Origin of the sequence: Lysinibacillus agricola, from assembly GCF_016638705.1 — a bacterium.
GTDB classification, from domain to species: Bacteria; Bacillota; Bacilli; order Bacillales_A; family Planococcaceae; genus Lysinibacillus; species Lysinibacillus agricola.
In genome coordinates, this window is record NZ_CP067341.1 from 1,481,134 (window position 1) to 1,494,502 (window position 13,369).

Annotated in this window: 13 protein-coding genes; 10 read left to right on the top strand and 3 right to left on the bottom strand. The window is 37.1% G+C overall.

Annotated features, from left to right (window positions below):
- Positions 1–60: 60 nt before the first annotated feature.
- Complete coding sequence (locus FJQ98_RS07020; RefSeq protein WP_053594367.1) at positions 61–1,032, bottom strand: alpha/beta hydrolase; 972 nt, start codon at positions 1,030–1,032, stop codon at positions 61–63.
- 256 nt (positions 1,033–1,288) lie between these two features.
- Between FJQ98_RS07020 and FJQ98_RS07025 the strand changes: the two genes are divergently transcribed.
- From FJQ98_RS07025 to FJQ98_RS07070, 10 genes are all read left to right on the top strand, one after another.
- On the top strand, positions 1,289–2,473 hold the full coding sequence (locus tag FJQ98_RS07025) for an acetyl-CoA C-acetyltransferase (RefSeq protein ID WP_053594368.1): 1,185 nt from the start codon (positions 1,289–1,291) through the stop codon (positions 2,471–2,473).
- 23 nt (positions 2,474–2,496) lie between these two features.
- Positions 2,497–2,763: a YqkE family protein gene (locus FJQ98_RS07030; RefSeq protein ID WP_053594369.1), complete on the top strand. Its 267-nt coding sequence runs from the start codon at positions 2,497–2,499 to the stop codon at positions 2,761–2,763.
- Between the two features lie 450 nt (positions 2,764–3,213).
- Positions 3,214–4,302: a sugar ABC transporter substrate-binding protein gene (locus FJQ98_RS07035; protein ID WP_053594370.1), complete on the top strand. Its 1,089-nt coding sequence runs from the start codon at positions 3,214–3,216 to the stop codon at positions 4,300–4,302.
- Positions 4,303–4,369: 67 nt separating this feature from the next.
- Positions 4,370–5,893: a sugar ABC transporter ATP-binding protein gene (locus tag FJQ98_RS07040; RefSeq protein WP_053594371.1), complete on the top strand. Its 1,524-nt coding sequence runs from the start codon at positions 4,370–4,372 to the stop codon at positions 5,891–5,893.
- The gene (locus FJQ98_RS07045; RefSeq protein ID WP_241774544.1) at positions 5,880–6,854 is read left to right on the top strand and encodes an ABC transporter permease; all 975 of its coding nucleotides are present in this window, start codon (positions 5,880–5,882) and stop codon (positions 6,852–6,854) included. Before FJQ98_RS07040 ends, FJQ98_RS07045 begins: the two co-directional genes overlap by 14 nt.
- A 12-nt stretch (positions 6,855–6,866) precedes the next feature.
- Complete coding sequence (gene mtnK, locus FJQ98_RS07050; RefSeq protein WP_075807221.1) at positions 6,867–8,060, top strand: S-methyl-5-thioribose kinase; 1,194 nt, start codon at positions 6,867–6,869, stop codon at positions 8,058–8,060.
- Positions 8,060–9,094 carry an S-methyl-5-thioribose-1-phosphate isomerase gene (mtnA, locus tag FJQ98_RS07055; protein WP_053594374.1) on the top strand — a complete coding sequence of 345 codons (1,035 nt, stop codon included), beginning with the start codon at positions 8,060–8,062 and terminating at the stop codon, positions 9,092–9,094. Before mtnK ends, mtnA begins: the two co-directional genes overlap by 1 nt.
- A gap of 20 nt (positions 9,095–9,114) precedes the next feature.
- Positions 9,115–9,903: a DeoR/GlpR family DNA-binding transcription regulator gene (locus FJQ98_RS07060; protein ID WP_053594375.1), complete on the top strand. Its 789-nt coding sequence runs from the start codon at positions 9,115–9,117 to the stop codon at positions 9,901–9,903.
- Positions 9,904–9,947: 44 nt separating this feature from the next.
- Positions 9,948–10,601: an L-fuculose-phosphate aldolase gene (locus FJQ98_RS07065; protein WP_053594376.1), complete on the top strand. Its 654-nt coding sequence runs from the start codon at positions 9,948–9,950 to the stop codon at positions 10,599–10,601.
- 824 nt (positions 10,602–11,425) lie between these two features.
- Positions 11,426–11,929 carry a GNAT family N-acetyltransferase gene (locus FJQ98_RS07070; RefSeq protein WP_053594377.1) on the top strand — a complete coding sequence of 168 codons (504 nt, stop codon included), beginning with the start codon at positions 11,426–11,428 and terminating at the stop codon, positions 11,927–11,929.
- Positions 11,930–11,955: 26 nt separating this feature from the next.
- Here the strand turns inward: FJQ98_RS07070 and FJQ98_RS07075 are convergent, their stop codons facing one another.
- Positions 11,956–12,426: a VanZ family protein gene (locus tag FJQ98_RS07075; RefSeq protein ID WP_053594378.1), complete on the bottom strand. Its 471-nt coding sequence runs from the start codon at positions 12,424–12,426 to the stop codon at positions 11,956–11,958.
- Positions 12,423–13,322 carry an aldo/keto reductase gene (locus FJQ98_RS07080; RefSeq protein ID WP_053594379.1) on the bottom strand — a complete coding sequence of 300 codons (900 nt, stop codon included), beginning with the start codon at positions 13,320–13,322 and terminating at the stop codon, positions 12,423–12,425. The genes FJQ98_RS07075 and FJQ98_RS07080 overlap by 4 nt, the downstream gene beginning before the upstream one ends.
- Positions 13,323–13,369: the final 47 nt, after the last annotated feature.

Here is a 13,369-nt window from a genome sequence, read left to right on the forward strand (position 1 = left end):
CCCCCAGTCGGAACAGAAATCAACCCCTCGTTTTGCAGAAACAATAGTTTTTCGGTTGTACTAAAAATGAAATGGAATGACATTAGACGAAGAAGAATCACGATTAATTTTTTGATAGATGAAACTTTCTAAAAAGTCGTGAATTAAATCTTCATATTCAGCCATATTTTCATTAAAGGATTGTGCATGAGCACCGTTATCAAATAGCTTCAATTTCTTAGGGCCAGTTTTTTTATTGTATAAGTCCAGTGACATGGAAGCTGGGATAAATGTATCAGGAATACTATGGATAAAGAGCACTGGTTTTTCAATATTTGTCACAGCTTCAGCAGGTGTCACGCTTTTAAAGGAATAGCCGTCACGTAAGCGGACAAAGAAATCTGCAAACCGAATTGGAATAATCGAGCCGTATTTAAATTCTGTCTTCGCAATTTGTTTCAGCAGCATTGAAAAATCAGAAAACGCACAATCAGAAATATAGAAATCTGCACCATCCTCCACAGTTCCTGCATATAGTAGCATTGTTGCGGCACCCATCGATTCACCGTGAATACCAAGAATGGCGTTTTCACCAATCATTGCCTTTATAGTTTTGACTACTGCGTCAAGGTCATTTTTTTCATAATAGCCATAGCTAGTCGTTTTTCCACCTGTCTCCCCATGTCTACGATGGTCAAAAATAACGGAATTGTAACCAAGTCGTTCAAAAAGTCGAGCATATTTAACGGAGTTGATTTTATTTTCTGTTACTCCATGGCAAATAATGATGGTATTATTTGTTTCTAATGGTCGAAACATAATGCCGCGAATACTATAGCCATTTGGAGAGTCGATATTTAATTCACATTTTAAATTTTTATTGTACCAAGCTTCGTCAAAACGTTTAGCAGTGGTTTCACGTTCACGAACAAATTCAGGATCCTTTTGCTTAATGTACATTAATTTATTGGAAAGTGCGAAACCGAACAGACCGGTTGCTGCTGCGGCAAGCGTCGTCGTTATACCTGAAAATAAAAGTATTTTCTTTTTCATTATTAACACCTCCACGTCCTGTTTCTTTTGTTGTCTAGGCATACAAGCGACATCATTCGTATGTATGCACTTTTCTTAATTGTAATGTTCCCAACTGAGATTGTTTAAAACACGTCAACATTTTACATTATCTTTGGCAAAACTGCGATTATTTCTGTTATCGAAAATCGTCAAAATATTTGTTAAAATATACATATCTGCTAGTAGCATATGCATGCAGTGTTGATTTTTGAACGGGGAAAAGGGGAGAATGTTTATGACAAACGAGGTAGTAATAGTGAGTGCTGTACGTACAGCTATTGGTTCATTCCAAGGAACATTAAAGGATGTACCAGCGACAAAATTAGGTAGCATTGTTATTAAAGAAGCATTAGCACGTGCTGGCGTAACAGGCGATCAAGTCGACGAGGTCATTATGGGGAATGTCTTATCGGCTGGACTTGGTCAAAATCCAGCTCGTCAAGCAGCAATTGCAGCAGGATTACCACATGAAGTTTCTGCACTAACGATTAATAAAGTTTGTGGCTCAGGACTAAAAGCAGTTCACTTAGCGACACAGGCCATTTTAGCAGGTGATGCGGATATTATCGTTGCAGGCGGCTTTGAAAATATGAGCCAAGCACCATATGTATTAAAAAATGCACGAGAAGGCTTCCGCATGGGGGATCAAAAGGTAGTCGATACGATGATTCATGACGGATTATGGTGTGCATTCAATGACTATCATATGGGCAATACGGCTGAGAATTTATGTGACGCCTATGAGATTTCTCGAGAAGAACAAGATGCTTTTGCAGCACGTTCACAGCAGCGTACAGAAGTAGCAATTGCAACAGGGAAGTTTAACGATGAAATTATAGCTGTGGAAATTCCACAACGCAAGGGCGAAGCTATTATTTTCGATAAAGATGAATTCCCACGTCAAGGTGTTACAGCTGAATCCCTATCTAAACTCCGTCCTGCCTTTAAAAAGGATGGCTCTGTGACAGCAGCAAACGCATCTGGTATTAACGATGGTGCAGCAGCTCTTGTTGTCATGTCGAAAGAAAAAGCGGAAGAGTTAGGCATTCGACCAATGGCACTAATTACAGCGAATGCGAGCGCAGGTGTCGACCCAGCTATTATGGGAACTGGCCCTGTAACGGCAGTGAAGAAAGCATTAGCAAAAGCTGATGTGACGTTAGAAAATATAGATTTAATAGAAGCGAATGAAGCATTTGCAGCTCAATCTATTGCTGTAGATCGCGAACTAGGCTTTAATCATGATAAACTAAATGTGAACGGGGGAGCAATTGCCCTTGGTCACCCAATTGGTGCAAGTGGTGCTCGTATTTTAGTAACGCTTTTACATGAGATGGAAAAGCGTGATGCAAAAACAGGTCTCGCAACACTATGTATCGGTGGTGGGCAAGGCGTAGCAACAGTTGTCAAGCGCCCGTGAAGTCAATAAGAAGGTGAATAGCAATGGGAAAGAAACGAAAACAACAGCAACGTGTAGAAGCTAACGTGACAGCTAACCAACCAAAGCAGGAGGCCGTTACATTAGCGGATCAGTTGGGCGGTGACGTGCTTGCCAAATTAAAAGCTGCAAAGCAAGACTTAACAGCGAAAGAGCAGGCCGCTGAAGAAGAGCGCCAAGCAAAGCTAGCATTTGAACGCAAACAACGCGAAAAGAACAAATCGTTTGAAGAACTACTAAACGAATATGGCGATAAAGGCACAAAGTTTTAAAGAAAAACAGTGAATCCAAATGCGGATTCACTGTTTTTATGTTTTATCGGAAAGATTTCGAGATTTATCGGAACAATTTAATATTTTATCGGAATGATTTTTATGTTTTTATCGGAACATTTTTCACAAGAAATAATTGTTGCCAAATACTATTGAGTTTAGTCAAAAACACTTTGAGAATCGAGAAAACTACTAAATAGATAGTATGTAATCACGAGGATAAAAGAGTTGATTTTATATATTCTTCTGTATTGTGAAATAATAAACGTTTCGATAATTAATTTAGTTTGAAATAAACAAAACATAATTATTTATGAAAAAAAATAACTAAAAAATGATTTAATTTAACATTTTAAGTTGACAAAAAATATTCAGAATAATATGATTATTACGAAAACGATGCTTAACCGAGAGTTTTATATTATTTTTTAATAGAAAAGGGGGATTTTCATGAAAAGATTTGGAGTCTCGTTGATAGTTCTTGTGGGAATACTTGTTTTGGCAGCTTGTAGTAATGATAGTGCTACTAAAAGTGGCACAAATGAAATTATTGAAGGTGTGCCTGAAGGTGTACAAAACGGCGTAAAAATTGCTGTATTACGTAATCTAGCATCAGATGATCATACGAAGCAATTTTTAGATGGTGCACGTAAGGAAGGCGAATCTTTGGGGTTCAAAGTGGATACGAATATAGTTGAAAATAATGATGCTAAATTCCAAGAGTTAGTTTCACAAATTACGCAGCAAGACTATGACGGTATTATTATTTCACACGGTAAAGAAGACTATTCATATGACATGATTAAGCCTGCCGTCGATAAAGGCATTAAAGTGACATTATTTGATACTGTCGCTAAAAAAAGTGGTCAGAGTTTAGATGGTGTTACAGCTACTTTCCAAGATGATTATGAGTTAGCACGGTTATCCCTTCAAGAAATTGCGGATTTAAGTAATGAGCCAGTAAAGGTTATTAAATTATGGTTTGGAGGACTATCTCCATTAGATAGACGTCAGGAAATATATAAGGAGTTCGAGGATAAAGGTGAGATCGTCACTTTAGAAACAATTGGGCCTACTAATTTCCAAGATATACAAGGTGACATTGCAGCAAAAGTGAATGCCGTTTTAGCAAAATATCCAGAAGGTACAGTAGATGCCATTTGGGGATCATGGGATGAGTTAGCAAAAGGGGCTTATAAATCATTAGTAGATAACAAACGTACAGACATTAATTTGATTTCAATCGATGTATCAAACCAAGATATTAACTTAATGAAAGAAGATAATAGTCAATGGATTTCCACAGCTGCTGTAGACCCAGCGCTAATAGGCCGTATGAATATGCGTTTAATGGCAAAAAAATTAGCGGGTGAAGAAACTCCTGAAGAGTACGATTTAACGGCAAAGTTAATTAAACAAAGCGATTTAAAAGATAACACAACGATGCTCAATCTAAATGAAATTATTGATGGCTGGGGCGTATCTACTGATTTTGATGAGGAATGGATGAAAACATTACGTGAACACTATTCAAAATAATAGAAAGATGACGTCTTGTTTTCAATAAGACGTTTTCTTTTACCTAAATGTGAAAGGCGTGTTAGCTATGAAAGCCAAGACAGTCATTGATATGAAAAAAATTTCAATCGAATTTCCTGGTGTGAAAGCCTTAAGTGATGTCGATTTCCAATTAGAATCAGGCACGATTCACGCTGTTATTGGTGCTAATGGGGCTGGTAAATCGACGCTAATGAAAATTCTCTCAGGAGCCTACCCACATTATACGGGGGATATTTTTATAAACGGTGAACTAGTTTCTATTACTGATGCGAAAAAATCAAAGGAATTAGGTATAGATATTGTTTACCAAGAAGTTGATACAGCGTTAATACCCTATTTAAGTGTTGCGGAGAATATAATGCTTGATCAACTGATATTCGATAAAAAATCAATTATCAATTGGCGAAAAATCCGTCAGAGTGCGAAAGAAGTGCTTAGTCGGATTGGTATCGAGTTAAATGTTGAAAAAAAGGTGAAAGATATCTCTTTAGCTGAAAAACAAATGGTGTTAATTGCGAGAGCCATAATTCATGAGAGAAAATTTCTTATATTAGATGAACCAACCGCCCCTTTAAGCCAAGCGGAAACTGAGAAATTGTTTTCTATAGTCCGAGATTTAGTTAAAAATCATCATCTTGGAATTGTCTTTATTTCTCATCGACTACCAGAGCTATTTGAAATCTGCGAAAAAATCACCATTATGAAAGACGGCAGGATCGTAAAAGAAAACTCGATTGAAGAAATTTCCCAAAAACAAGTTATTGAGCACATGCTTGGTAAAACTTTTGATTTAGTCCATCATAAACAATTAAAAGAAAAAGGAGAAATAGCCTTACAGGTCAACCATCTAGTCGATGATTCGGGCTTGGTCAATGACGTATCTTTTCATGTTAATAAACATGAGATTATTGGTTTGGCTGGTTTAGTTGGTGCTGGTAAAACAGAATTATGTAAAGCGGTATTTGGCATGTCTAATATTAAAGCAGGTTCCATTGAATTATATGGAAAAACGATTAAAAATCTAACTCCCTACCATGCTGTTAAAAACCATTTCGGATTGATTCCTGAAGAACGTCGGAAAGAAGGCGTATTTGTTGAAGAGCCGATTTTTAAAAATTTAACGATGGCCAATTTACAGTCATTCACACGTTTAGGTAGTTTTATTAAACAATCGGAAGAACGAGAGGCTGCTCGATCGATGATTCAAACAATTGGCGCTAAAACACCAAACGAGCTTCAAAAGGTTGCGAATCTTTCTGGTGGTAATCAACAAAAAATCGCAATTGGTAAATGGTTAATGACCGATGCGGAAATCCTTCTGTTTGACGAACCTACAAAAGGTGTCGATGTTGGAGCTAAAAGCGATATTTTTAATTTAATTGATGAACAGGCAAAAGAAGGAAAAATCATTATCTATGCGACGAGTGAATTAAGTGAAATTTTGTTAATTACCGATCGAATCTACGTGATGTACGACGGGAAAATTGTGAAAGAGTTAGTCACTAGCGAAACGACAGAAGATGAAGTCATGTTCTATGCTACTGGAGGCGAAGCGTATGCAAGAGCGTAAAAACAATCAGGCGCTATTATTTATTAAAGATTGGGCAATTGTATTAGCTGTTATTTTGTTGATTATAATTTTCACTGTTACTATCCCTAATTTTATGCAAACAAATAATGTTTTAAATATTTTAAGAAGTATTTCAATCGTTACGATTATAGCAGTTGGATTAACAGTTTCTTTATCTGTTAATGGTTTTGATTTATCGATTGGTTCGACAGCTACATTGGCAAACTCAGTTGTTGTTTCTATGTTTGTATGGTTTAGCATGCCAACAGGTGTATCCATTTTGGTTGCTATTTTAGCCGTACTTTGTGTAGCACTATTTAATGCGTTTTTAATCGTAAAAGTGAAAATACCCGATTTGTTTGCCACACTAGCAACTATGTTTATTGTTGAAGGTGTTGCTATGACCTATACAGGGGGTGGTTCAATCTCTGCTGGTATGCCTCGTTTAGATGGGACACCAACAGAAGGTAGAATTTCGGATTTCTTCTTATTGTTAAGTAAGACACCTTGGATCATTTTAATCATGTTGGTCATCGTTATGTTAGTACATGTATTTTTAACATATACCAAACATGGGCGTTTTTTATACGCTGTTGGCGGCAATGAAGAAGCAGCAAAATTATCAGGGATTCCTGTCAATCGTTATAAAATGATAGCTTATATTTTTTCAGCGGTTTTAGCGGGGATTGGTGGGTTATTGCTTGCATCCCAAATTGGATCCGCCCAAATTAATGCGGGTGCAGGTTATTTAATGCCAGCTGTTGCTGCAGCTTTTATAGGACAATCATTCGCTGGTCATGGGAAACCAAATGCCATTGGAACATTATTTGGAGCCGCATTAGTAGGTATTTTAGAAAATGGATTAGTCATGTTATCAGTTCCTTACTATTCTTTGAATATTATAAAAGGACTTGTTTTAGCATTTGCGCTAGCTTCAACTTATTACAGTAGAAAAAAATAGGAGGTAATTGTTATGTATTCCAAATATTTTTTGATGAACGAAGAAGATGTTAAAAGCTATGTACAAGTAAAAATTAAAGGTTTTAGTGGAACACTACATAGTGACGAAATTGGTGATGGCAATTTAAATTATGTATTTCGTGTGAAAAATGAGCAAGGTGACTCTGTCATTGTCAAACAAGCAGGTCCCCAAGCTCGTATTTCTGAGGATTTCGTGTTATCTACAGACCGAAATCGAATAGAAACAGAAGCTTTAATAATAGAGGGTGAGCTTACTCCTTCCCTCGTACCAGAAATTTTATTGTTTGATGAAGTTATGAGCTGTTGCGTAATGGAAGATTTAAAAGATTTTGAGATTATGAGAAAGCAAATGAACGTATTTAAAACATATGATCATTTCGCTGAGTTAATCTCTACTTTTATGGCGGAAAATCTTATTCGAACAACGGATTTTTTGCTAGATCCAAAGAAGAAAAAAGAATATCAAAAGCGATTCATCAACCCTGAGCTGTGTGAAATTACAGAACATCTAGTTTATACGGAGCCTTATATTGATTTTAAAAAGCAAAATATTTTAACGGCTGGAAATGAAGAATGGATTCATTCATTTGTATACAAGGACACAGCTCTACATTTAGAAGTTGCTAAGCGGAAAATACAATTTTTAACAGAGGCGCAAGCGCTTTTACACGGTGATTTGCATACAGGCTCTATTTTTATTAATGATGAAACATTGAAGGTTATTGATCCAGAATTCGCCTTTTATGGACCTATAGGTTATGATGTGGGGAATTTAATCGCCAACTTAACATTTGCCTGGGCAAGAGGATTAGCTTACAAAGAAGACGAATTTGTTTCGTGGATTGAAGAAACATTACTTTCTACTATTCAATTATTCCACAAGAAGGCACGAAATATTTTAGCCGCATCAACGGAGCAGTTTGCTGTCTACTCTGCCTTACTCGATGACTATATGGAACAAATTAGTCGAGATGCATTTGCAATTGCAGGAATCGAGATGAACCGTCGCATAATTGGCTTAGCAAAAGTAACAGATATTACGAGCATTGAACCAATTGACGCTCGTATAACAGCTGAAAGACGTTGTTTAAATATTGCGAAAGAGTGTATTTTAAATAAGGAAATCAGCCATATACAAGACTATATAAAACTATTACAAAAATATAAGAATGGAGTGTTGATTTAATGGAATTAAATACAATAGAATGGAAAAAAGATACACTCGTTCTACTAGATCAAACAAAATTGCCTAACGACATTGTGTATGTAGAAGTACAAACTGTAGAAAAAGTATGGGATGCCATTCATACGATGATTGTACGAGGGGCCCCAGCCATAGGCGTAACAGCAGCTTACGGGGTCTATGTGGCGATTCAGCACTTTGAAGGTTCTGTTACTGCGGCAAAGGAAGAAGTACAAAAGCAAGTACAGTATTTAGCAACTTCTCGTCCTACAGCTGTCAATTTATTCTGGGCATTGGAGAGAATGGAACAGAAGGCCTTACAAATAGACACGAACGATTTAGAAATGTTCCAAGACATCTTATTACAAGAAGCGATTGCTATTCATACTGAAGATATCGAGATTAATCGTTCCATAGGTGAACATTTATTGACGCTGTTGGAAGATGGACAAGGGGTACTAACTCATTGTAATGCCGGGGCTCTAGCTACGACAAAATACGGCACAGCAACTTCTCCTTTTTATTTGGCAAAGGAGCGGGGAATGAGTTTTAAAGTATTTGCAGACGAAACAAGACCTCGTTTCCAAGGTGCCATGCTTACATCTTTTGAACTCTTTAACGCTGGTATTGATGTTACGTTGATTACGGATAATATGGCAGCGACAGTTATGGCACAGGGGAAAGTGCAGGGAGTTATCGTTGGCTGTGATCGTGTAGCTGCAAATGGTGATGTTGCTAACAAGATTGGTACACTCGGTGTGGCCATTTTAGCTAAATACTATAATATTCCCTTTTATGTAGCGACACCAACACCGACGATTGACTTACATTGCCCAACTGGTGCGGATATCCCAATTGAAGAGCGTAGTGTAGATGAAGTGTTAAAACCAACAGGACAATATGTCGCACCAGCTGATGTAAAGGTGTACAATCCTTCTTTTGATGTGACACCTGCTGCACTCATAACAGCGATAGTCACAGAAAAAGGAATCATCGAACACCCGACAGAAGAAAAGGTGCGTGCAATTTTTAACTAATCAAAGATAGGATGACACGCATGACAAATTCTCTTAAACGAAGACAAGATGAAATTAATAAACTAGTGAATCAAAAAAATTACGTAGAAATTTCAGATTTAAGTGAACGATTTCAAGTGTCCGAGATGACGATTCGACGCGATTTAGAAAAGATGGAAAGTGAAGGGTTATTAATTCGTGTGTTGGGCGGCGCAAAGCCTATCCAAAAATCCTTTGTTGAAGATAATTTAAATTTACGCGCATCTGAAAACTTAGAGGCTAAGCAATTAATGGCTCAAGAAGCAGTTACATTAATCCAAGATGGAGACGTAATTGGCATCGATGCAAGTACTTCGGCATCAGAAGTCGGAAAATTGATTAAAGGGATGAAGAATATAACAGTTGTTACGAATAATATCAGCGTTGCCCTTGATTTAATATCGAGTGAAGTGACGACGATTTTACTCGGCGGTTATGTACGCCCAAACTCTATTTCAACGATGGGAACGTCTTTGAAGAAATATATGGAATCTATCAATATCGATAAACTGTTCATCTCTGCAAGGGGCCTGACATTACAAGAAGGATTAACCGACTCAACAATTGATGAGGGCGAAGCTAAACAAGCAATGATTCATAAATCTAATGAGGTTATTGCACTTATTGATCAAAGTAAGGTGGGCATCAAAAAACTATTCCAAGTCATGCCAGCTGATGCTATTTCTACAATTATCGTTGATGAAATTAAACCATTTAACGAAGAACAGCAAGAAGTCGTTAATGAGTTTTTGGAAAATAATTTAGATTTACGCATTGTACGAAAAAAATAAATCGTCACCAAATTGTCTAGAGCAATGTTGAAGGGTGGAATTAGATGAGACTACAAACAGAGCGGGAAAAAGTTGTTCTTCATTGTCAATTAATGATTCGAAATGGATTAACAAAAGGAACTGGTGGAAATATTAGTATCTATGTTCCTGCTGAAAATTGCGTCGCCATAAGTCCAAGTGGTATCCCTTACGAAGAACTAACCGCTGCTGATATCGTTTTGATTGATTTAGAGGGTCAAGTAATCGAGGGGCATCATAAACCTTCAAGTGAATGGGCGATGCATACAATGGTGTATAAAAGGCGCCCTGAACTGAAAGCGGTTGTGCATACACATTCTATTTTTGCTAAAACACTTGCTTGTTTGCGTGAAGACTTACCTGCAGTCTCTTATTTGGTTGCAGTGGCAGGTAAAGCGGTTCAATGTGCTGAGTACGCAAGCTTTGGCACACCGGCCCTTGGTGAAAATGCACTTAAAGCAATGGAGGGTTCGAAAGCAGTGTTACTGGCTAATCATGGTTTGTTAGCAGGTGGTGCAAATGTGGAAGAAGCTTTTAATATTGCTGAAGAAATAGAATTATGTGCAGAAGTATATGTTCGTGCCAGATCTATTGGTACACCAGTTATTTTAGATGAAAAAGAAATGACATATATGTTAGAACGATTCCAAACTTACGGGAAACCAGTAGAAAATAAATAATCATATAAAACCCCTCCTCGAAAGCTCTCTTAGCAACCTTTCGAGGGGGGATATTTTATTTATCGGAACGATTCTAAGATTTATCGGAATGATTTTTGTTTTTATCGGAATAATTATGTTCCTTGCTCAATTTTATATTTGTATACCAGAATTAACGATTTCAAGTACTTTTTTCTGAAGTGCTGGAGTTAGTGATAAATTTTTAAGTACACGATTAAATTCAGGAGAGTTTAATCGGATTTGTTTCATTTAAATTGCTCCCTTCTCTTACTTCTTATTAAAAGCTGTTGTGACAACTTCGACAATGAAACACTTTCTCATAGTTTCTTTCAAGACAATATGGAGGTTAATTTAATTTTATGCGGGTTCACTGTTTTTTTATGTTTTATCGGAAAGATATCGAGATTTATCGGAACAATTTTATGTTTTATCGGAAAGATTCTAAGATTTATCGGAATCATTTTTGTTTTTATCGGAACAACTATGTTCCTTGCTTAATTGTTTATTACTTCTTAATAGATAAATCATTATTGCTCTATTATTGCTTTATTGTTAAAATTAGGGTTAATTATCGTATGCCCGTAATAAGTTGATTGTAGTGAAGGCTGGACGACTCCTTGGGGATCAACGTCACAGATGAGACCCTGGAGCGCAAGCGAAGCGGCTCATCGGATGCCCCCAGGAAAGCGCCCAGTCGGAACGGAAATCACCCCCGCTTTATGGTGATTAAATTAAAATTTATTTAAAAATAAAAACACGGGAGACGCTGCCAATACATATTTCTCTTTATAGTTTAGTTTACAATCTATGATAGGAGAGAAAAAATGATTGAATTAAGCACTAAAAGATTAAGACTAATCCCATTAAACGCAAAGTATTTAGAATTACTAATTAATGAAGAAAAGACATTGGAAATAGAGTTGTCAGTAAGTAGTAAAGAAACTTTTCTTGATGAAGAACTAAGACAAGCTTTGAAGTTTAGACTATCGAAAGTATTAGAAGATGAAGAAAATTATATTTGGTACACGAATTGGGTAATCGTGTCGAAAGAAAAAAACAGTATCGTTGGTGGCATCATGCTAAAAGGTCAACCGAATGAGCAGGGTGAAGTCGTAATCGGATACTATACTTTTCCGCAATATCAGGGAAAGGGATACATGACGGAAGCTGTTAGGATGATGAAAGATTGGTTGCTACGTCAATGTAATGTTAAGTATGTGATTGCCGATGCTGATAAAAATAATATTGCCTCACATAAAGTATTACAAAAAGCAGGGGCAACGTTATATTCAGAATCTGAAGAACTATATTTCTGGAGATTCGAATAACATCAACTAAAAGACAAAGGGTGCTTTTAAAGCGCCCTTTGTCTTTTGAAAATCTTCCTCGCCAACACTACAATCCCAACAAAAACAATCGCTCCAGCTGTATCCAAAATAACATCCTGTCCACTCATCGTGCGTCCTGGTGTAAAGCTTTGACGAAACTCATCTAGCATTGCAATAAGAGCTGTCCCAGCAATAGCGACACCTGCAGCGAATCGACGTTTTCCCCATGCAAAGTAAATACCAAGTGCGATACAACCGAATCCAATAAAGTGCGTTAATTTTCGAATTAAAAACTCTACAAATTTAAAGTAACCACGCTCTTCAACAGAAACAACAGTATCCCAATAAGGAATTTTTAGTAAAGAGAGTTGCCTTTCAAAAGGTTTATTTGCCAATACATCCTCTAATTCTGGAAGTATACTTTGTTGTTCATAGGTCATACTAGAGGAAATCGCAAGTACTACTAAAAATGCTATTAAGATAAGCCATTTTTTCATCGGTGATCCATATATTGTTCGGCTTTAGTTAGCTCTTTGACTGCTTTAAAATCAGTTATCGAATCTATTTTTTCATAAGCGGCTAGTGTTTGCGTAAGCTGTTCCTGTGAGCTTGCACCAATCACTGTTGAGGCTACAGTAGATTCCTTTAGATTAAAGGCAAGCGCTAATGCATGTAAATCGTCATAATGTGAAGCTAAGCCTGGTAATGTTGTTGTTAATTCTTCAACTGTATACGTGTTAAAGCCATTAACACGCTGTAAACGTTCTTTCCAACTATTAGTTAGTAAACCCTTTGCAACAGTACCACGTGTTACAACGGAAGCTCCCTCACTTACGATAAAGTCGAGCCATTCTTCTGGACGACGATCTAAAGCACTATATTGCATCATGACACTTTTTGCAGAACTTACTGGTAAAAAACGTTTTAGTACATTTGGTCGAATAGAGGAAATCCCATATTCGCGAATCAGGCCGTCCTTTTTTAAGCCTTCGAATGTGTCGATAATTCCATCCCAGTCGTCCTCAATAGTGCCACCATGTAACTGATAGACATCAATATAGTCAGTATCTAGTCGCTTCAAGCTAGCGTGTAGAGCTTCCTTTATATATGACGATGATGCATCCCAATGCCAGCCTTCTACACCTTCTGTCCAACGATTACCAACTTTCGTAGCTACGATAACATCCTGACGACGCTTCCTTAAAATAGCTCCAATAATTTCTTCATTTGCTCCAAAATCATATAAATCGGCTGTATCGATATAATTAATGCCAGCATCTAGTGCCATATCGACAATATCAGCAGCCTTTTTCTTATCTGTCGAAAGAGACATGCCCCCTAAACTAATTTCTGAAATAAACAATTCACTTGAGCCAAGCTGTCTTTTTTTCATGCCAATGACCTCCTTCGATTTCTCTACTTGTAATGGTACAATGAACA